Consider the following 19,737-nt stretch of genomic DNA (forward strand, 5'->3'; position numbering starts at 1 on the left):
CTGCAGAACGAGGTCCAAGAACAACAAGCCAAGCTGCGAGACAAGGAGGAAGAACTGGGTGCCGCCCGGGAGGCGAACCGCCAACTCATGGGTCAACTCAACAAGGCGGCGGCAAGTGATTGTTTCGATGGCCGACACGGCACCATCCAGCACGCCCTTGTCAGGACTGAACCGCCTCACCCCTTGTGACTGAGTCCATCCTTCTTCGCCCCGGCTACACGGACGTATCTGCCCTCACCATTAAGCCACGGGCGCGTAGTACCACCAGCTCGGGCATGCAGTTCACCCGAATCAAGTAAGCGGGAACAGACGTACGAATAGTGTCGCTCTTCCAGGAGCCGCCTGGTGGCCTCGCGATCGTGTGGCCCCGAGGCTGTGTCTTCAAATGCTGATCGCTGGAACACAACCGCAAGTGTCGATGGGGTTTCAGCAGAATGCGGAACCGTCGGCGGATGATCCTGGATCGACCGTCGATCCGTTCTAGTATTCAAATATCGCCCGACGCAAGTGTAAGGTCATACCTATGATGAATGATCCGTTGGCAGTGACTCGTCTCATCCCCCAGCGGCTTCCGGCCGGACGTTTAGGAGTCGCGGTGGTGGCCGAATTAGTCGATTTGATCGTGACCGGGCAGCTCAAGGAGGATGACCTGCTCCCGCCTGAGGGGCCTCTCAGCGAACACTTCGGCGTTAGCCGCACAGTATTGCGCGAGTCGGTCAAACGACTCGAAGAGAAAGGGCTGGTCATCGTCTCGCAGGGCCGTGGCACACAAGTACGGGCACCCGGGTATTGGAACATGCTCGACCCGGTCGTACTCTCGGCGTTGATCGACAACGATGAGACCGTGGGCGTGCTTGACGAGCTGACGGTGGTGCGGGCGAGTCTCGAATCGGCGATGGCGGGGGCTGTGGCCGAGGGTCGCACAGCCGAAGAGCTACGGCGATTGGAGAATGCATTAACGGCGATGCGGGAGAGCGAATCGGAGACTGACTCGTTCCGGCAGGCGGATCTGATCTTCCACTTCGCAGTCATGGAGATCTCCCGAAACCGGCTTGCTGAAAACATCGCGAAGCACCTATATAAGCGAGCCGTCGAATCGAGTCGATATCAGGGGATCAACCCGCCGGACGCGGTCGCGCGGACATTGGACGAGCACGCCGCGATCATCGAAGCCATCGCGCGCAAGGATGTCGTGGGCGCTGAGAAGGCGATGAACGACCACATACACATCGCATGGGAGCGCCGCCGGCTTCCCGATCATGCGCCCCGGGCCCGGGGCGGCGTTGTTGCGGCTAAAAAGGACAAAGAGACCTCGGCCGCGGTCGTCCCGAACAACTGATCGTAGTCGCTCAGCCTGCCCCTCAGAGCAAGATCCCTGTAGCGGTTTAGGCCCCGTCACTTTCGATACAGCCTTCGTGTCGTTAAGTCTTATCGCAGGCGAAGTCCCGCCATACCTCCGTCGACGGCAAGTAGTGTTCCCGTGGTCGAACCGGAAAGGGGGGATGCCAAGTAGACGATGGCGTGCGCGACTTCTCCTGCGGTGACAAGCCGGCCCATGGGTTGTCTGTCGCGCAATGCCGCGGCAGCAGCGTCGGGGTTGTCGGCGTTCTCAACCAGGCCCCCGACCCACGGAGTGTCTGCCGTACCGGGGGTGACTGCGTTGACTCGAATTGCCTCCGGCGCATGGTCTGCAGCCATAGAGAGTGTCATGGCTGCCACGGCACCCTTGCTGGCTGCGTACAACACACGGTTAGGGACACCGACTGACGCAACGACCGAGCATGTGTTGACGACTGACGCGTGCGAGGATGCCCGGAGGTGGGGAAGGGCCGCCCGGGTGAGGCGGGCGATTCCCACCACATTGACGTCCAGAACCCGGTGCCATTCTTCGTCGCCGTTGGCGCTGACGTCACCAACGGCACCAATGCCGGCATTGTTGATGAGAATATCGATGCCGCCAAATTGCCGGGCCACAGCGGCAACAGCGGCGCTGACCTGCCCGTCATCGGTGACATCGCACTTAACGCCGAGCTGACTGTTTGGAACAGATTCGACGTCGCGGTCCAGGATAACGACACTGGCTCCGCGCGCGACCAGAAGAGCTGCTGTCGCGGCCCCGATGCCGCTTGCTCCTCCAGTGACGATGGCGACAAAACCCTTGAACTCGTTCATGATGCCTCCTTGGTGTTTAAGAAGTAACTGGGCCCCGGCGCGATCTGCGTTTCTTAGGTTCTCATCGCAGAATAACGAGGTGGCTCCGATCCGGCTCCGGCAACAGCCACGATCCGATTTTTCCCCTTTGGCGTCGCTGCCCGGGGAGTCTACTTTGGCCCGACTACGTTCTGGCGTTGGCTGCCAAGGCCAGCAATGCCCAGTTCCATGACGTCACCGGCTTGGAGCCAGATGGGAGGGGTGAAGCCCAGCCCGACTCCGGGAGGCGTCCCGGTGTTGATCAGGTCTCCTGGCTCAAGAACGAGGAATTGGCTGAGGTAGTGAACGATGAAGTAGGGGTCGAAGACCATGGTGGACGTGGATCCTTTTTGGCGGCGGATGCCATTGACGTCCAGCCACATGTCCAGGTTGAGGACATTGAGTATTTCATCCGGAGTCACGAACCAAGGCCCGGCCGGGTTGAAGGTCTCCGCAGATTTTCCCTTGGACCACTGCCCGCCGCGCTCGATCTGGAACTCGCGTTCGCTGACATCGTTGACAACAACAAATCCGGCGATCGAATCGAGGGCTTCGTCGATACTGTCGAGGTAGCTAGTCCTCTTCCCGATGACGATACCCAACTCGACCTCCCAATCCGTCTTCGTCGATCCACGCGGGATCCGAACGTCGTCGTAAGGGCCGATCAGGGTGTTGGGCGACTTCATGAACAGGATGGGTTCGTCAGGTACGGTTTGCCCGGTCTCGGCCGCGTGATCGCTGTAGTTCAGTCCGATGCACAGAATTTGGTGCGGGCGTGCTATCGGTGCCCCGATCCTCTCTGCCCTGAATTCCTTCACATCCCCGGCAGTAATCCTTGCCGCGACGATCTCTTTGATTTGAGCTAGTCCGCCGCCGGCAAAGAAGTGTTCGTTGAAATCAGACACAACGTCCGAGAGGTCAACGTAGGTTTCGTCATCGACGCGGGCGATCGGCTTTTCAGAGCCGGGCGCCCCGATCCGCATGAGATACATGGATGGTCTCCTGATGATATTGGTGAATTTCTCGGGCAAGAGGTGGTGTTGGCAGCGGGTATCCAGCCGACAGCGGTCAGCGCACCGGGATTTGCTTCAAATAGACCTCGGCGGCGGTTGTCCCGAACAACCGATCGCGGTCGTCTTGGCGTGCTCCTTCGAGCAAGGTCTCAAGAGCGTTTTTCCAGGGGCCAGCGCCTCCGCCGAGTTCGGCCAAGGGCCAGTCGGTACCGTACATCAGGCGGTGGGGACCGAATGCCTCCAGAGCAGGCTCGATGGCATAGCGCAGATCCCTTGCCGCCCAACTCCCGGGAACGAGGCCTGACGTGAGCCCCGAGACTTTGGCCACGACGTTCGGAAGCCGCGCGAGCTCGCGGAAGCCCGACTCCCAGACGCCCGCCTCTACCCCTGGCGCGGGCGGGCCGCCGAGATGGTCGAGCACGAACGTCAGCTTTTCGTGACGGGCAGCGACACCGGCCGCCTGGGGAAGCTGCCAGTGGCGAAGTACGAGGTCGAAGCACAGGCCCGCCCGTTCCAACGCGTCCAGGCCACGCCCCACATCATCTCGAAGCAGCCATGCCGGGTCGGGGTCGATGTGGGCGAGGTGTCGGACACCGACGAGCGGAACGGATGCTGTGGCCAGGATGCTCTCGAGCTGGGGGCCGACGTCCTTGGTGAGGTCCACCCAGGCGACCAGCCCGGCAACGACGCTCGGATCCGACTGTGCGAGCCGGATGCTTTCGTTGAGACTGTTGCTCGGCTGGACAACGATCGCCTGATCCATTCCGGTCTCGGTGAGCATCGTCCCGAGCTCGCCGGTGCCGAAATCCTGGTCGATCGCCGCCATGGTCTCCGGGTCGATCCAGTCCTGCGGGTCAAGGGCCCGGTTCCACAGGTGCACGTGCGAGTCGATACGAGCGCTCATTTCAGATGCCATACTTCGTCGATGGGCTGCCAGAGTGACCCGGGGTTCCGTTCCTCCGCGATTCGTACCTGGCACGGGTCGGTGTGCGTCCACCACTCCTGGGACACGGGGTCTGCCGCGATCCGTTGCATGTCGGCTTCGTGGTCCTCGCCGATGTATTCGTAGTACGCGAACAGGACATCGCCGAAGATGAAGATGCTGTAGTTGCGCACATTGCATTGGAGCAGTTTCTGCTCGACCCCGGGCCACACTGAGCTGTGCAGCACCAGGTACTCGTCTCGTTTCTGGGGCCGGACACCGACGACGAAGGCATGACGTTCGGGCACCTGCGTCACGAGACGGACCTTACAGGAACGGCCGGGACGTCGATGACGTCGGGCTCGGCGACGAGCCTGAGGGCAGCGCGTTCGGGTCGGATGTGCGGTCCCGTGATCGCAGGGCTCACCGGAGTCGACTCAGCGGGGGACATTTGTGACTCGTCCACGATGATGCCAAGGCCTGGGCGGTCGCCGAGGATGATGCCTCCGTCCTCGAAGGACTGATCGACGTCCAGGCCGACGGGGAAGTGGAGATCCTGCACTTCGAAGGTGAGGAGGTTCGGCACTGCCGCGGCCGCGTGGGCGACCGGATTCGCGTTGTACGCGACGGGACTCACCGGCAGGTCCCGGCTGTGGGCGAGTGTTGCCACGCGCAGGAAGTGGGTGATGCCCCAGACGTTTCCGACCTGCACGATGTCTACGGCGTTTGCGTCCAGGAGCGGCCGGTATTGTTCCAGCCCGGTCAGGTTCTCGCCGGTGGCGATCGCCGTGCGTACCTTGCCGCGCAGTGCGGCCATGCCGGCCGCATCCCAGCGGCGCAAGGGTTCTTCTACCCAGGTCAGGTCCATGCGCTCCTCGATGGCAGCAATGTAGCGTGCGGCCTGCGCGTGATTCCAGGATTCGTTCGCGTCCAGCATGATTGCGGGTCTGCGCGCGTTGCGGCTGAAGATGTCCCGCGCCATTTCCAATCGCGGCAGATCACGGTCGAGGTCGCGGCCTCCTTTGAGTTTCGCTGCCTTGAACCCTCGGTCCGCGAACTGGTCGTAGAGGTCGGCGAGCTCGGTGCCGTTGAGGCCGTATTCAAGGCCGGAGGCGTATCCGGGCACGAACCTCTCGCGGGCGCCTAGCAGGCGCCAGAGCGGTTCGTCGGACGCTTTTGCTTTGATGTCCCAGAGGGCCATGTCGACGGCTCCGATGGTGCCGAATGTGGCGCCGGAGTGGCCGGCCTTGAACACCCAGTCGAGCATCCGGTCGTAGAGGGCCACGACCGATCTGGGGTCCTCACCGTCGATGGCGGGGAATACCCGCGCGATGTCGGTGTGCGCGCCGAGGCCCACGCCCTCGATGCCGCTGTCGGTCTCGATGATCAGCACGGGGACAGGTGTCGTGTTGCCGGCCTGGACACCGTTGACGTCGCCGGTGATTCGACCCCAGTCGTGGATGGTGCTCAGGCTGCGGTATCCGGTGATTTTCATTCGTTGTTCTCCTTGAGTGCGGGCGCGGTCATTCCTTGGTTCCTCCGGCGGTCATGCCCGCGACCAGGAATCGCTGGGAGAAAAGGAAGACGATGAGCACCGGGAGGATCGACACGATCGTTCCCAGGGCCAGGGTGGGCAGCTGGATGGAATCGGATCCGGCCGAGCTGGGGTTGAATGCGGGCGTGGCCGCCAACAGTGATGTGAGGCCGACCTGGATCGGGTATCCGTCGCTGGAGGGCAGCATGATGAACGGCAGGAAGAAGTTGTTCCAGTTCTGTACGAAGCTGAAGAACGCGACCAGGGCGACAACGGGCGTAGCCAGTGGCAGGGCAATGCGGGTGAAGACCTGGAGTTCGGTGCACCCGTCGATCCGGGCGGCGGCCAGCAGGTCCCGGGGGATGCTCGTGGAGAAGTAGATGTAGGTCAGGTATACCCCGAACGGGAAGAATGACATCGGGAGGATCACCGAGAGCGGGGTGCCGATCAAACCGACACTGTTCAGTTCGAGGAACACGGGCAGTACGAGGGCCGTGCCGGGGATCAGCATCACTACCAGGGTCATGACAAGCAAGGGGTTTCGGAGCCTGAACTCGGTCAAGGCGAGAGCGTACCCGGCGGGGATGCTCACGAGCAGAGTGATCAGCAGCGCGCCGCCTGCGTACAATGCCGAGTTTCCCATCCATGCTGTGACCGCGCCGTCCTGAAAGCCGAACAACTGATTCCAGTTGGCGGCGAAGTCCGACCACGAACCGGGCGAGAACGGGTCGGTCACGATCAGGGCGCGGGATGATTTGGTGACGGCGAACAGAAGCCAAACCATCGGAATGAGGAAGAACAGTACGAAGACCAGAAGGACTATTCCGGCCACGGACCGCCCGCCCCATGCCCGCAGGGCCGGCCTGCGGCGTCGTTCGCTGAGGAGTGCTGTCATGGTCATTCCCTTTCGAACAGACCGCCGCGGGTGACGAACACCCAGGACAGCAGCAGCGCTACGACCAGAAGGATGAGCGAGATCGCGGCCGCGCCATTGAAGTCGTTTTGCTGGAAGGCATATTGGTAGGCGAGCTGGTTCAGCGAGTAGTCGTTCGGGACGACGGCGTTGCTTGCCTGGCTGAGGAGTTGCGGTTCAACGAAGAGCTGTGTTCCGGCCGCAAGCGACATGACGCCCATATAGGCAATCCATTTGCGAAGCATGGGCAGCTGGATACTGAACGCGATCTGGACGGTGTTGGCCCCGTCGATGCGGGCTGCCTCGATCACATCCGTGCTGATGTTGTTCAGTGCGCCGTACATGATGACGATCCAACCGCCGGCCCCGGTCCAGAAGGCGATGATGGCGAAGATTGTCGGCAGGTTGCCTGGCTGGATGACCTGGACGAAGCTGTTGAAGCCCATCAGCCGGAGCAGGCCGGTTACCGGACTGGCTGTCGGATCGAGGACGAACAACCACAGCAATACGCTCGACGCGCCCGCCAGGGCGCCGGGCAGGTAGTAGACGAAGCGCAGTGTGGTGCTCGCCCACCGCACACGCACGGCGTGGACGATCAGGGCAAGGGCGACCACGAAGATGACGAGACCGGTCAGCCAGATGATGAGGTAGATCGTCACATGAAGGACGGCGGGCCAGAATCGGAAGTCCCCGACGACCTTGACGAAGTTGTCGACGCCGGCGAAACCGCCGGTTGGGTTAGTGAAGGCGAGGAGTACGGCATAAAGGGACGGAACGATACCGAATGCGAGAGCGAGCAGGGCGTACAGCGACACGAAGACGTAGCCGATAGGCACCCGTCCCGGTGCGCGGCCGCTGCCCCGGGCCGGCCGCCGGCGCCCGGGGGCGTCGGCGGCCAGCTGGTCGCTCAGAGGAGCGAGGGTCATGTCAGTTCACCTTGTATCCGTCGACCTTGGCCTGGTTTTCGATGGCTTGCTGCCAGACCGGCAGCAGGTCCTCGATCGACTTCCCTCCGGTGATCGCCGGGGTCATCGTCTTCGCCCAGACCGCTTCCTGGCTGAAGATTCCGTATCCCCATCCGTCCCATACCTGGGTCGCGGCGGCCGCGATTGGCTGCAGCGGGGTTGCGAAGTACTTGCTGGATTCCTGCTTCGTCATCCACTTCGCGGCCGCAGGCGCGTAGGCGGGGTATCCGGGAGCCGCCTCGACCTGGTAGTCGTCTGAGGTGGTGGCGAATTCGACGAACTTCTCGGCGGCTTTAAGGTTCTCGGAGTGGCTGGAGATGAACCAGGTCCCTCCGCCGACGTTGCCGGTGACGGCCTTGTCGTCGCCCTTCCACTTCAGGGGAGCGGCCACGCCGAGCTGGCCCGCGGGGACATTCAGGGATTGTGGATTGTTGAAGATTGCTCCGGCGTACCAGTTGGGGCCGGGCATCATCAGGACCTTGCCGGTGTAGTTCTTGACGAACTCGGGCGTGAAGACACTGACGGCCGGGACTGTGCCGTTCTCGCGGAGCGTGTCCAGCATCGACGCGGTCCTCTTGCATTCGGTTGAGTCAGTTTTGACCGTGACCGTCTTCGGGCCGGTGACGTTGTTGGCCTGGCACTTGCCCGCCCACATGAACACTTCCGGGGTCCAGGCATCTCCGGCGGTGCCAATGACGTAGCCCGGATGCTCTTTCGCGACCTTTTCTCCGAGCGCCTGGTACTCCTCCCACGTGGTCGGGACGGAGTAGCCGAACTGGTCCAGGAGTGACTTGTTGTACCAGAGCACGGTCTGGGCGAGGTCGTTTCGCAGACAGTAAACCTTTCCATCAACCGTGCAGGGATTGAGCGCCCCTGGCGCGAAATTCTTGATGGTGTCATTAGGAACGAGGCCCTTATCGAGCACTGCGGCGAAGGCCTGCTTTCCCCCGCTCTCCTGGCTTGCCCAGGCCGCGTCGTTGTTCTGGGTGGAGAAGACCACGTCCGGCCAGCCGCTTCCGGCACGGTCGAAGAGCTGGATCTTCGTCCGGAACGAGTTAGAACCGTTCGCCGAACCGTCGTAGGTCACGACATTGATCTTCATGTCCGGGTTTGCCTTCTGGAACGCCTTCACCGCCGCTTGGCGATCCGCGTCCACCCAAACGGTGATCGTCGAGGACGTGTCTTGTTTGGCTTCCGGGAAGCCGTTGGACCCGTTCGTTGACGTCCCGGCGCTACCGCAAGCGGTGAGGGCCAGAAGCGCCGTCGCGGCGCCAAGCGCGGCGACAGTAAGCGTCGATCGACGCCTCATTCGCGCCACAGTGTGAATTCCAACCATGAGATTTTCCTTGCCTTGTCGACTTCATTGACGACTCCGAGGAGGCGTACTTCCAATATAGAGCATACGTATTATGTTTGCCAAGGGGTCTATTCACCGTGTGACCGGTTCTGTGTTTTTCAGGAGCTCCAGGTCTTCATTGCGAGGCATGCTCTCCCAATCACCGGGGCCCATGCATGCGAAAGCGCCTGCAATTGTTGCCAGTTCGAGGCAGGATGACACGTCATTTCCCTGGATGTATCGGGCGAGGAATCCCGCGACGAACGCGTCCCCTGCGCCGACGGAGTCGATAACGGGAACCCTGATGGCATTGCGTTTGATCAGGATGCCGTCACGCAGGGCGAGACTGCCGGCAGCTCCTTGCTTGACCACCGCGAGCGGACCGCCGGCGCCGCTGGCGAGTGCGATGGCAAGCGCTTCGGGATCGTCCTGTGGAAGACCGGTGAGGAGCGCGGCTTCGTCCTCTCCCGCGAAGATGATGTCTGCCTTGGCCGCGATTTCGCGGTAGGTAGCGGCAGGGTCTCCGGTTCGCCACAGCGAGGAACGATGGTTCACGTCGAACGACACGGGAACCTGTGATTCCCGGGCAAGGTCGATGACGTCGTGAACAGTCTCCCGCGCTGAACCCGAGATCGAAGCTGTGATCCCGGTGATGTGGACCAGTGCGGCGTTCACAACCAGTTCGGGGTCTATGTCGCCTGGGGCCAGCCGGCTGCCGGCGCTTCCGGAGCGGTAGAACGACACTCTTGTCGTGTGCGGAGTGCGCTTCTCCTTGACCATGAGTCCGGTAGGCGCCTCGGCGTCGATGATGGCCCGCACGTCCACTCCCTGCCCACGGATGTCGCACACCACGCGCCGGCCGAGCCCGTCCGGGCCGACACGACCCACCCAAACCGCTCCCACGCCCAGGCGCGTCAGGCCGATCGCGACATTGCTGTCGGCGCCTCCCGTTCCGATGCGGGCGTCGCCGACTTCGGCGAGGTCCCCGACGTCGACGGCCCGGAACAGTCCCATCGTCTCGCCGAAAGTCAGGACATGACCGCTCATCCGGGTACCAGCGCCTCGCGGCAGAGGCGTTCGACCGCGGCGAAATCACCGGCCGCAATGGTTTCCTGCGGCACCATCCAACTGCCTCCGATGGCTATCACGGATGGCAGAACAAGGTACTCCCGTGCGCGTTGAGGCCCTATGCCACCTGTCGCGATGAAAGAAACGTCCGGGAACACCGAGGCAAGGGCCTTGACCGCACCGGGTCCGCCCAGGGGTTCTGCGGGGAAGAACTTGACCGTTCTCACCCCGAGAGTCCTGGCGCGCATCAGTTCTGTCGCCGTCGCGATTCCAGGCACGGCGGAAACCCCTCGTCGACGAGCCGCTGCGAGAACACTGCCGTCCAGGCCTGGACTGACCACGAATACGGCGCCGGCGTCCACGGCGTCGTCGACCTGGGCCTCCTCGAGCACGGTTCCGGCCCCTACGCGAAGTCCCGGTGTCCTTGCCAGGATCCTCAGGGCGTCCAAAGCGGCCGGTGTGCGCAGTGTGACCTCGGCCTGCCGGATGCCGGCAGCCACGAGCGCGGCTCCGAGCATCTCGGCGCTTGCGGCCGAATCGAGGACGACGACGGGAAGGATGGGATCGAAGTTGGTCATCGCCCGAGCCACCCGCCATCGACGGGCAGGATCGCCCCTGTTACGTAGGAGGCAGCATCCGAGGCGAGGAACACAGCAGCGCCGCCGATGTCGTCCGCGAGTCCCCACCGTCCGGCCGGGATCCGCTCCAAAATGGCCCGCGAGCGATCCGGATCATGCTGGAGGGCGTGGGTGTTGTCGGTGGCGATGTATCCCGGGGCGATGCCGTTGACGGTCACCCCCCGGCCGGCCCACTCATTCGACAGGGCGCGCACGAGGCCTGCTACCCCGGATTTCGCAGCCGCGTATCCGGGAACGTTGATCCCGCCTTGAAACGAGAGCAACGATGCGGTGAAGAGGATCCGGCCGCGCCCGGCCTCGAGCATGCGGCGGCCGAGGATCTGGCTGAGGAGGAAACCGCTCGTCAGGTTGACCTCCAAAACCTGATCGAACCAGCCGAGCGGATGCTCGGAGGCCGGAGACCTCCGGATGGTCCCGGCGTTGTTGACGAGAATGTCCACGGGCCGGTCGTTCGCCGCGAGCCGGTCGGCGAATGCCGTTACCTGTGCCCTGTCGGCGAAGTCGACCCGATGCCCGGAGAAGTCGCGTCCAGACTCGCGCACCCGGTCTGCGATGGCCGAGGATTCCGGGTCGAGACTGGCGGACACCCCGATGATGTCAGCGCCCGCCGCAGCCAGTGCCTGGGCCATCGCGAAGCCGATGCCGCGTTTGGCGCCCGTCACCACGGCCAGGCGGCCGGTCAGATCGAAGGGGTTCATCGGTCACCCACCTGGACAAGGAGCTTCATCGCCTGCCCTGCCTCAAGGGCGTGGAAGGCGGAGGCCACCTCCTGCAGCGGCACGACCCCCGTGATCAGCTTCTGCGCGGGTATGGTCCCGTCGGCCACGAGCTCGATGGCACGCTCGAAGTCGCGTCGTTCGTACACCCTCGCGCCAAGGAGCGTGAGTTCCCGCCAGAACACGCGGTGCAGGTCCACCGGGCGCGGTTGTGAATGGATCGCCACTACGACGAGAGTTCCACGCACCCTTGCCAGGCTGGTAGCGCCAAGGACGGCGGCAGCTGAGCCGGAGACTTCGAAGACCACGTCGGCGCCCGCACCGCCGGTCCAATCATCCACCCAGGCGAGCTGATCGACGGAGGAGGGATCCAGTGTCGCCAGTCCCATCTCCTCGGCTGCAGCCCGTCGGCTCGGGTCGATTTCGGCGAGGACGACCTCCGCGCCGAATGCCGATGCCACCGTCGCGATCAGGACCCCGATAGGGCCCGCGCCGATCACGACCGCCTTGTCGCCTCGACCGAGTCCCGAGCGGCGCACGTCGTGAACCGCGACCGCGACCGGCTCCACCAGGGCGGCATCACGCAGGGAGATCCCGGAAGGCAGACGCACCAGCGTCCCGGCCGGAACGTTCCAGAACTGCTGAAGCGCCCCGGGGCTGTCGATGCCGATAAAGTCTAGGTTCTGACAAATGTGCCCGTTCCCGGCCACGCACGCAGGACAGGTCCCGTCCCAGGCCAGCGGCATCACGGTCACCGCGTCACCGACCGACCAGCCCTCAACACCCGCGCCGAGTTCTACGACCGTGCCTGACACCTCATGGCCGATGGTGGCCGGTTTCGTGACACGGGAATCCATGTCTCCGTGGAATATATGCAGGTCCGTACCGCAGATGCCGACGTACGCGACGGCGACCCGGACCTCCCCGGAGCGCAGCTCTGCCGGGTCGCGCTCCTCCACACTCATCATTCGCTCGCCCAAATAATTAGCCGCCAACATCGTGGACCCGCCCTTCCTCGCCTCGGTGCCGGAGGCGAAACGGCTCCGGTCACGAACAGCCTAAACCAAATTCAAGAGAAACATAATACGTATGCTGAAAGCGAGTAGAGTATGCGCAGACCTTCTTTCCGCCGCATACTCTCTAACGAAGGATCACCCAGCAATGGCACGACAACCCGCTATTCCCACCCGGTCCCTTCGGACCGGCCAGCCGATCACCGAACTGGGCCTCGGAGCCGCCCAATTCGGCAACCTCTTCAAGGAAACGACCGACGACGAGTCGGGGCACGCGGTAGCGGCCGCAGTGGACGAAGGCATCAGCTACTTTGACACTGCCCCCCACTACGGCTTGGGCCTGTCTGAACAACGGCTGGGTATGGCGCTCAAAGAGACTGACCGCAGCAGCATCGTCCTCTCCTCGAAGGTCGGCCGGCTCCTTGTTGACAGCCCTGCTAGCGCCGACCGGTTGGACGATGAGGGTTTCATCGTCCCTGCAGAGCGCCGACGGGTTTGGGACTTCAGCCGGGACGGTATTCTCCGCTCCGTGGAGGAGAGTCTCGGCCGCCTCGGAACGGATTACCTGGACATCGCTTACCTGCACGACCCAGACGACCATTGGAAGTCTGCCTCATCCACCGGCATGGCGGCACTGATCGAACTTCGGGAGCAGGGCGTTGTCCGGGCCATCGGAGCCGGCATGAACCAATCCCCGATGCTCACTGACTTTGTCAGGAATACCGACGTCGACGTCGTCATGGTCGCCGGCCGGTTCACGCTGCTGGACCAGACAGCCCTCGCGGATCTGCTACCGATCGCGCGAGAACGCGGAGTAGGAGTGGTCGCGGCGGCCATCTACAACTCCGGGCTTCTCAGCAGCCCTACCGTCGACAGCTCTGCACACTACGATTATGGCCAGGCATCCGGCGGCGTTCTTGACCGGGCCCGCAGAATCGGCGAAGTCTGTACCCGGCACGGCGTGAGCTTGCCAGAAGCCGCCGTCCAATACCCGCTGCGTCACCCCTCAGTCGTGTCCGTGGTGACCGGGATGCGGGTGGCGGCGCATGTGCGGAGCACCGTGGATCGTTACCGGGCGCAAATCCCCGACTCGCTCTGGGAGGAACTTCACGAGAGCGGACTCGCTCCCGACCCTGCGCGCGTCGATTGACAAAACCAAGCTGGAACAGGAGCGCGTCGTTCCAGGACCAGTAGGCACGTCTTCGTCGTCGAATCGAAGTCGAAGGCCTATTTTGTGGCGCCCTCGGTGGTTGCGCCCGGTGAAGTCGCGAGTGCTAGTTGTGCGATCGACGTCCTGCATCGGGCAGGGCAAGCCCCGGTGCACTTCAAAAAAGCGAAAGCGACGAATCTGTGGAGCAGGCAAACCGGCGGACCTCCGCGCACCACCTCAAATCTCACGATGACGAGGGTGTGCATTACATGCACTGTAAACACCACGAGGAGCCTCTTCTGTGGGTCAGCGACGCAGTACCGTGGTGCCATCTTCAGGAAGTCGTGGAATGCTCCTGTCAGACAACGTAGGCCCAGCTCGTCATACCATCCCGGAGGCTGCCAGGCCCACTTCCCAGGGCTACTGCCCCTTGCAATCCCGGTGTTACCCCACGGGGGAAAAGTCAGGGAAAGGTGTATGCGCTCTCTTCGGCTCCGCGAATGGTGCCAGCCTTTGACAGGCCCACCGGGGCCCATGCGCGCCGGTAGGAGTCCCAGGATTCCGGGCGGAGCCGGGGAGAGGCGACGCTGCCCACAACCGGGGACAATTCTGTCCGGGTTAGCCACCGCTACGACTGCCGAAGGGAGTTTTCCCGATGGCTCCCGGAGATCAAGCCCGTGGATAACCCGAATTGCCCCAATCGCGGACAGGGCCGGGGCGAGCAGTGTGCACTGCAACGGGGGAGCGGCTGCACGAGCTGCGTTCCAGGCAGCCGTGAGCAGCAACCCTGGGCGCAAGCCTCCCGGTCCCGGCGGACTAAGCGTCCATGCCCGGTACGGATCAACAATAAAAGCCCGTCATGAGCCGCGCCGGGGCCACATACACGGGACCCTCGTCGCGGCGCCGTCGTATTTGTCGTCCCGTTATCTGGTTAGGCCGGCAGCAAGGTGCGGGTCAGGACACGCGCCGGAAGTGACCGGGCTTCACTTGGACGGATGGGTAAGACCAGCTGGGCATGGGTGCTGCCGACAGCCTCGTCGAGCAGTTCGTTGATTGAGCTTTGCCCTTCCAGCTCCCCGGATGCGTCCCTTTCCATGCTTGAACCCTAACCACGACCGAACAGTCACGGATCCAAGGACACGCGGCGCGGGGAAGTAGCAGAGGATGCGGCGTCGGAACTGGAACTAGGCCGTGGGTACCCGGGACCCACGTCAGCAGTGACTACGTTTACGCGACATTGCTTGCACATCCGCAGGACGGCATTGCCCGAATCCGATCGTTTGGAAGCGGCGCCGGGCTCCTAACCCGAGGAATCCGGGAGGTTCGAGTCCTCGGTTCCGCCGAAGACGTTGCTTGGCAGCGATCCGCTGAGTCGCATGATGTTACCTTGCTGACCCAATCGGCAACCACAGTGGGTCCGTCGTGCGGCTCTCCCTCGAAGACGAGGCTTGGCCACCCCGTCACGACTACTTCCTTTACGAACTCGGTCTCCGCGACGTCGCCGCCGTTGACCTTCACGTTCGAGGCGGACAACAGCTACGCGCGGCGCTGCAGCATGCCGCCATTTCGGCGATTGGGAACCGGACCCCGACCGGGCGGGCGCTGCTCCACGGCACCGCCTGATCGTGGTGACGTGGAGCAGCATCTTTTTGCCCCCTAACCGATCGTGAGGCCCGAGAGGGTGTTCACGGCGAATGTGGACGGATCGTGCGACGTGGCGAACGCGCCAGCATCCTGGTTGGTGGAACCTCCTGGCAGGGTCAGGGCCGCACCGACCGCGGTGAAAGTGATGCCGTCCGTCGAGTAGTAGCCGGTGACCTGGCTCCCGGACCGAGTGAGGCGGACCCAGATCGGAGCGTTCGTGGCAACGTTGATCTGCTGCTGGGAGTCGACATAACCGTTACCGTCGGAATCCCACTCCAGGACGACGCCGTTGCCCGGCGTGACCGCAAGAATGGCGTATCCGGTGGAAGAGCCGGGTTGAGAGATGCTGTTCCGGATCATGACGCCGGCCTTCGCCCACGCGTTCGAATCGGTCTGAGCGGAGACCTTGACTGTGACTGATTTGCCCGATGACATGGAGCCCGGCTGGTAGAGCGCGGCATACGCGTCGTCGTGCTGGTTCCCTCCCTGCCAGATATCCGTGCCGTTTCCGCCGATCGAGATCGTGCTGCCGTTCTGAGACACACTGGCGGAACGTGTGGCGAAGGTCGAGAGACCGGCAGCCACATTGGTGGTGATCTGGAGGTGGTCGACGAAGTTCGTCTGCGCCTGAGTCGTGTCGTGCGAGGTGGTGAAGATGCCGCCACCCTGGGTCGCTGCGATCCCGGGAAGAGTCACCGCAGTCCCGAGCTGGGCATAGGTGGTTCCGTCGAAGGAGTAGTACGCCGAGATCTGGCTTCCCGAGCGGGTCAGACGAAGCCAGACCGGCCGCGACGTATCTAGGACAACCTTCGACTCACTGTCAACATAGCCGTCACCGTTGGAGTCCCACTCGAAGACAAGGCCGTTCTTCGGCGTCACCGCCATGATCGCGTATCCGGCCGACTGTCCTGGCTGGGCGATGTTGTTGCGGATCATCACGCCGGTCTTGGCCCAAGGGTTGGTATCGTTCTGCGAGTTCACCCGCGCCGTCACGGAGGTGCCGGAGCTTACGGCCGCCGCTTGGTAAATGGCGCCGTAGGCGTCGTTGTTCTGCGACCCTCCCTTCCAGACATCCGCTGCCGCGGCCGAGAGGGCGAAGCCGCCGTCGACTTGGTTGAAGTAGCTACTGTTCGCGGAGGTGGCTGTCGTGGAGAATGGCGCCGAGACGCTCCCGCTCGTCGAGCCGCACGATGCATACGTTCCGGACGAGGAGTAGTTCGCGTTGAGCGTGGTTCGCAAGGCCGGGGCCACACCTGCTTCGCAGATGATCGTCTGGGCAGCCGCGGGCCACGCGGTTCCGGTGACGGTGTGGTCATTGGTGATCGTGTTATGGAAGGTGGCACTCCCGCTCCAGTCGCCGGCGACGTTGCCCGAATTGTGGTACGTGTTATCGAGGACGTTGTCCTTGGTGTTGTTGAACCCCGTGTTCGCGAATATCCAATCTCCTGCGTCCTGAACCACGTTATTAGTCAAGAACATGAATCGTGAGCCTTCGTCGAGATACAGTCCTCTCGTGCCTCCAAGGTCGTAGATGTAGTTGTTCCTATACACCGTTCCCGGGCTGGCTGACAGGTTGTAGATGGACCCGCCGTCGTGGAGCTTCGTCTTGGTGTGATGGACCATGTTGTAGCCGACCACGTTGTTCGCAAGGGTGGTCTGTGTCCAATACTTGGGGTTGTACTGGTAGTAACCACGACCGTCATAGTCCGGGGATCCGCCAGCGTCGTTGATTCCCCAGCCCCAGCCGGTGTCGATTGCGTCGTAGGGAACGTTGGTGACCTCGTTGTGGAGGATCCGTGCGTTGGTCACGTAGGTAGTAAGGATGCCGGACGCGTCTTTGTAGTCGGTGCCGACAGTGGAGATGGAGTTGTTTTGGATGAGGATGTTCTGATCGAGCATCCTTTGGTCGCTTGGATGATGTGCATCCGCCGCGATACCACCGGCGACGACAGCGCTGCCCGAGATGTTTGTATAGGTGTTGCCCAAGACATTGATGTCACTTGCCCCCAGGCCGACACCCGTTGCGTGTGCGTTCGCATCCATACCGATACCGAGAGCCGTCTGCCCGAGGTCATTGAAGGTGTTTCCCGTAAAGGTCACGTTGTTGGCTGCGGACACCTGGATGGCGGCGGGTATCTGGCTCCACGTGGTGCGCCCCCGTTCAAATGTCGCGCAACCGCGGCTGCAGGAGGTGAATGCATCGGCCGGACGGTAGCTGAACTCGCCGGTGCTGAATGTTCCGTTTTGCTGGTCTGCGTACCCGTTCGCTGACGACGGCGCTAGCCATGAGGTGCCTTCGAACCGAATTCCCTGGAAGACGAGGTGATTGACGGGTGCCGCATACGTCCCGCCGATGTTGACCAGCGACTGGAGACGCGGCAGTTCCACGTTAAGCGAGCTGGGGTTCACACCGCTGGCGGGCTTGTAATAGAGCTTTCCGGCGGTCGGGTCGATGAACCACTGCCCCTCCGTCTGCAGGAAGCTCAGTGAGTTCTCGAGCGTCAGAACCTCCGGCGCGAAGGAGTCCTGAAGGGTGTCCCACCCCCAGGTGTTGTTGTTCCAGGCTGGCTGCGTCATCGTGACGGTGGTGCCGCTGATGCTGGACACCGGCGAATACCGGTCGGTCCACGTTCCGAGGCCCTGTAGTTCGATGCGGTTCTGCTGAGGCAGTCCGCTCAGGTAGTTGAGCGCCGAGTTGTTGATCGTCAATCCGGTGGCCGTAATCGTGACATCGGTAGAGGCAATGGGTATGGATGCTCGGCTCGCGGGCGAGCCGTTGACGTAGAGCTGGCGCGTGTCGACACCAACCAGGGTGTCGGCGACATAGATGTTGGACGCGGAGTTGTAGACCGACCATCCGGTGACCGCCGTCGATCCGGTGAGAAGGGGTTGCGCTCCCGGCGCAGCAGCCCAGGTGACCGTACTCGAGGCTTGTCCGCCGTCGGCGGCTCCGAACGTCAGCGGACTGGTCAAGCGGTAGGTTCCGCTTGCAAGAAGAACCGTGATGTCTCCGGTAGGAGCTGTCTCAAAATTCCGCACGACGGTCTGAGCCTGCGGGATGGTGCAGGGAGATGCGCTGGAGCACGTCGTCCCGGATCCTGTTGGCGACACGTAGATGGTAGTGAGAGATGGTACCGCTACTGCTGCGGGGGCGGGCGTCAGCGTTAAGCCCGCGACGGTAGCGGAGAGCATCGCGATTGCGACTAGGGGTCTTGCCAGCTTCATTGGTGGTCCCTTTGCGTGGTTGGGCCGTCCGTGCCGTCGTGAGTAACTTTGATCCCGGCTGAAAGAGGGACGGGTCATTAGGGCGATGACCGTTAGAGCATACGTCATACCTATGTTGTTTGACCATGGTTGGACGCACAAGTATTCTGTCGGCCAGCCCGGCTCGCCGACATTCTTATCTGGATGCACAAAAGGGAACTGGCTCGGGTCTGATTCGAACCGTTGGTTTGCGAGTTCGACCACCGCTGCGGACGCGGGCGGCCGCGGACCCCGAACCTATATGAGAAGAACGGCTACCACGATTACGTACTTGTCTCTGGCGGCACTGCCGTGGACTCGTATGACGTGCTCCTCTTCGAAGACGGCGCCCAACTCACATACCTGCTCGGGCCGACACCGGATACCGCGTACCGGGATGCGTTCCGCGTTCTGGAAGAGGAGTCTCCGTCCGCGGTCCACTCACGCACGGCCATGACGCATTTCGAAGGGGGCCGATACCGCGACGCCGTTCTCTCCGCACGGCTCGCGCTCGAGATGGCCTGCGGCGGTTGTGGAGCAGAGCGTCGTCTCGCTCGGGCACCCCAGGATATTGCCACAGCCGGCGACGCCCCTTTCGCGAAGCGCATCTCGCGTACTTCGACCGGCCGGCACCAGCAATGGGCCCACGGAAGCACTCAATGGCAGACTCGAACACCTCCGCGGCTCCGCCCTCGGCTTCCGCAACCTAGCCAACTACATCGCCCGATCACTCCTCGAGACCGGCGTCAAGGGGCCCGCTCCGCGAAGCCCTTCAGCGACTCTGCCAGGAAGGGATCCTGGTCAGCCATCGCAACCGGGGAGTGTTCGTCCTCGAACTTGCGATCCAGGATATTAGGGAGATCTACGCCGTCCGCGAGGCCGTGGAATCAACTGCCGCCGACGCATTGCTGGATGCCGGGTCTAAGCGGGTCAAGGATACCTGTCAGGTCTTGAAGAAAATCGTCCGGGACATGGCGAAGCAGGTTGCTCTATCCGACTGGCAGGCGATTGCAAGATTGGACATGGATTTCCATACGACATTCGTCGCCGGCGCAGGCAACACACGCCTCATCCGGATTTACCAGACCCTCGCCGCCGAATCCAGGATGTGTATTCTCAACCTGGAAGTCTCCTACCCTCGAATTGACGTCCTGGTAGAGGAACATCAGAACATTCTTGACCTGCTCGAGGCTGGCGACCGAGAGGAACTTCATAAAGCCATCAAACGGCATATGCAAAAGGCCGTTGAGGACCTCACCGCATCAAGTGAGGAGACGCACATCGCCAACTAGGCAGGTCCAACGCCCGACGAATCCAGCACCAGGTTGACCGCCGGCGTCTCCGTGATCCACTTGGTGCACGACACCGTCCGTCTGGCCTCGAGCAGGACTG

Annotated in this window: 18 protein-coding genes and 1 pseudogene; 5 read left to right on the top strand and 14 right to left on the bottom strand. The window is 62.7% G+C overall.

Annotation, left to right across the window (positions count from 1 at the left end; all coding sequences use genetic code 11):
- Nucleotides 1-523 precede the first annotated feature (523 nt).
- Entirely contained in the window at nt 524-1,339 is an 816-nt protein-coding gene (locus tag OOZ51_RS13020; RefSeq protein WP_265980070.1) for a FadR/GntR family transcriptional regulator, read from the top strand.
- Between the two features lie 89 nt (nt 1,340-1,428).
- Here OOZ51_RS13020 and OOZ51_RS13025 read toward each other — a convergent pair whose 3' ends face one another.
- The 12 genes from OOZ51_RS13025 to OOZ51_RS13080 form a co-directional block, all read right to left on the bottom strand.
- Nucleotides 1,429-2,172 carry an SDR family NAD(P)-dependent oxidoreductase gene (locus tag OOZ51_RS13025; RefSeq protein ID WP_265980071.1) on the bottom strand — a complete coding sequence of 248 codons (744 nt, stop codon included), beginning with the start codon at nt 2,170-2,172 and terminating at the stop codon, nt 1,429-1,431.
- A 149-nt stretch (nt 2,173-2,321) separates the two neighbouring features.
- Entirely contained in the window at nt 2,322-3,182 is an 861-nt protein-coding gene (locus OOZ51_RS13030) for a fumarylacetoacetate hydrolase family protein (RefSeq protein ID WP_265980072.1), read from the bottom strand.
- 76 nt (nt 3,183-3,258) lie between these two features.
- The gene (locus OOZ51_RS13035) at nt 3,259-4,107 is read right to left on the bottom strand and encodes an amidohydrolase family protein (protein WP_265980073.1); all 849 of its coding nucleotides are present in this window, start codon (nt 4,105-4,107) and stop codon (nt 3,259-3,261) included.
- The gene (locus OOZ51_RS13040) at nt 4,104-4,442 is read right to left on the bottom strand and encodes an L-rhamnose mutarotase (protein WP_265980074.1); all 339 of its coding nucleotides are present in this window, start codon (nt 4,440-4,442) and stop codon (nt 4,104-4,106) included. Before OOZ51_RS13040 ends, OOZ51_RS13035 begins: the two co-directional genes overlap by 4 nt.
- The gene (locus OOZ51_RS13045) at nt 4,439-5,620 is read right to left on the bottom strand and encodes a mandelate racemase/muconate lactonizing enzyme family protein (protein WP_265980075.1); all 1,182 of its coding nucleotides are present in this window, start codon (nt 5,618-5,620) and stop codon (nt 4,439-4,441) included. The genes OOZ51_RS13040 and OOZ51_RS13045 overlap by 4 nt, the downstream gene beginning before the upstream one ends.
- Nucleotides 5,621-5,648: 28 nt before the next feature.
- On the bottom strand, nt 5,649-6,554 hold the full coding sequence (locus tag OOZ51_RS13050) for a carbohydrate ABC transporter permease (RefSeq protein ID WP_265980077.1): 906 nt from the start codon (nt 6,552-6,554) through the stop codon (nt 5,649-5,651).
- Nucleotides 6,555-6,556: 2 nt separating this feature from the next.
- Nucleotides 6,557-7,498: a carbohydrate ABC transporter permease gene (locus OOZ51_RS13055; protein ID WP_265980078.1), complete on the bottom strand. Its 942-nt coding sequence runs from the start codon at nt 7,496-7,498 to the stop codon at nt 6,557-6,559.
- Nucleotide 7,499: 1 nt separating this feature from the next.
- Nucleotides 7,500-8,873 carry an ABC transporter substrate-binding protein gene (locus OOZ51_RS13060; protein ID WP_265980079.1) on the bottom strand — a complete coding sequence of 458 codons (1,374 nt, stop codon included), beginning with the start codon at nt 8,871-8,873 and terminating at the stop codon, nt 7,500-7,502.
- A gap of 93 nt (nt 8,874-8,966) precedes the next feature.
- Nucleotides 8,967-9,920, bottom strand: coding sequence for a sugar kinase (locus OOZ51_RS13065; protein ID WP_265980080.1), 954 nt, complete (start codon nt 9,918-9,920; stop codon nt 8,967-8,969).
- Nucleotides 9,917-10,519 carry a bifunctional 4-hydroxy-2-oxoglutarate aldolase/2-dehydro-3-deoxy-phosphogluconate aldolase gene (gene eda, locus OOZ51_RS13070; protein ID WP_265980081.1) on the bottom strand — a complete coding sequence of 201 codons (603 nt, stop codon included), beginning with the start codon at nt 10,517-10,519 and terminating at the stop codon, nt 9,917-9,919. Before eda ends, OOZ51_RS13065 begins: the two co-directional genes overlap by 4 nt.
- Nucleotides 10,516-11,277, bottom strand: coding sequence for an SDR family oxidoreductase (locus OOZ51_RS13075; RefSeq protein WP_265980082.1), 762 nt, complete (start codon nt 11,275-11,277; stop codon nt 10,516-10,518). The genes eda and OOZ51_RS13075 overlap by 4 nt, the downstream gene beginning before the upstream one ends.
- Nucleotides 11,274-12,263, bottom strand: a complete 990-nt coding sequence (locus OOZ51_RS13080) for a zinc-dependent alcohol dehydrogenase (RefSeq protein WP_265980083.1) — start codon at nt 12,261-12,263, stop codon at nt 11,274-11,276. The genes OOZ51_RS13075 and OOZ51_RS13080 overlap by 4 nt, the downstream gene beginning before the upstream one ends.
- Nucleotides 12,264-12,456: 193 nt before the next feature.
- Here OOZ51_RS13080 and OOZ51_RS13085 point away from each other — a divergent pair, with 193 nt between their 5' ends.
- A complete protein-coding gene (locus OOZ51_RS13085; protein WP_265980085.1) occupies nt 12,457-13,458 on the top strand; it encodes an aldo/keto reductase in 1,002 nt (333 codons plus the stop codon).
- Nucleotides 13,459-14,389: 931 nt separating this feature from the next.
- Here the strand turns inward: OOZ51_RS13085 and OOZ51_RS13090 are convergent.
- Complete coding sequence (locus OOZ51_RS13090) at nt 14,390-14,554, bottom strand: hypothetical protein (protein ID WP_265980087.1); 165 nt, start codon at nt 14,552-14,554, stop codon at nt 14,390-14,392.
- A gap of 326 nt (nt 14,555-14,880) precedes the next feature.
- Here OOZ51_RS13090 and OOZ51_RS13095 point away from each other — a divergent pair, with 326 nt between their 5' ends.
- Entirely contained in the window at nt 14,881-15,081 is a 201-nt protein-coding gene (locus OOZ51_RS13095; RefSeq protein WP_265980088.1) for a hypothetical protein, read from the top strand.
- A gap of 33 nt (nt 15,082-15,114) precedes the next feature.
- Here OOZ51_RS13095 and OOZ51_RS13100 read toward each other — a convergent pair whose 3' ends face one another.
- A complete protein-coding gene (locus tag OOZ51_RS13100) occupies nt 15,115-18,141 on the bottom strand; it encodes a DUF1349 domain-containing protein (RefSeq protein ID WP_265980089.1) in 3,027 nt (1,008 codons plus the stop codon).
- 812 nt (nt 18,142-18,953) lie between these two features.
- Here OOZ51_RS13100 and OOZ51_RS13105 point away from each other — a divergent pair.
- Together OOZ51_RS13105 and OOZ51_RS13110 are read left to right on the top strand one after the other, a co-directional pair.
- A pseudogene (locus OOZ51_RS13105) lies at nt 18,954-19,090 on the top strand (transposase); the annotation flags it as partial.
- Between the two features lie 76 nt (nt 19,091-19,166).
- On the top strand, nt 19,167-19,637 hold the full coding sequence (locus tag OOZ51_RS13110) for a GntR family transcriptional regulator (protein WP_265980090.1): 471 nt from the start codon (nt 19,167-19,169) through the stop codon (nt 19,635-19,637).
- The last annotated feature ends 100 nt before the right edge of the window (nt 19,638-19,737 follow it).

It is taken from the genome of Arthrobacter rhizophilus (genome assembly GCF_026241105.1).
GTDB lineage: Bacteria > Actinomycetota > Actinomycetes > Actinomycetales > Micrococcaceae > Arthrobacter.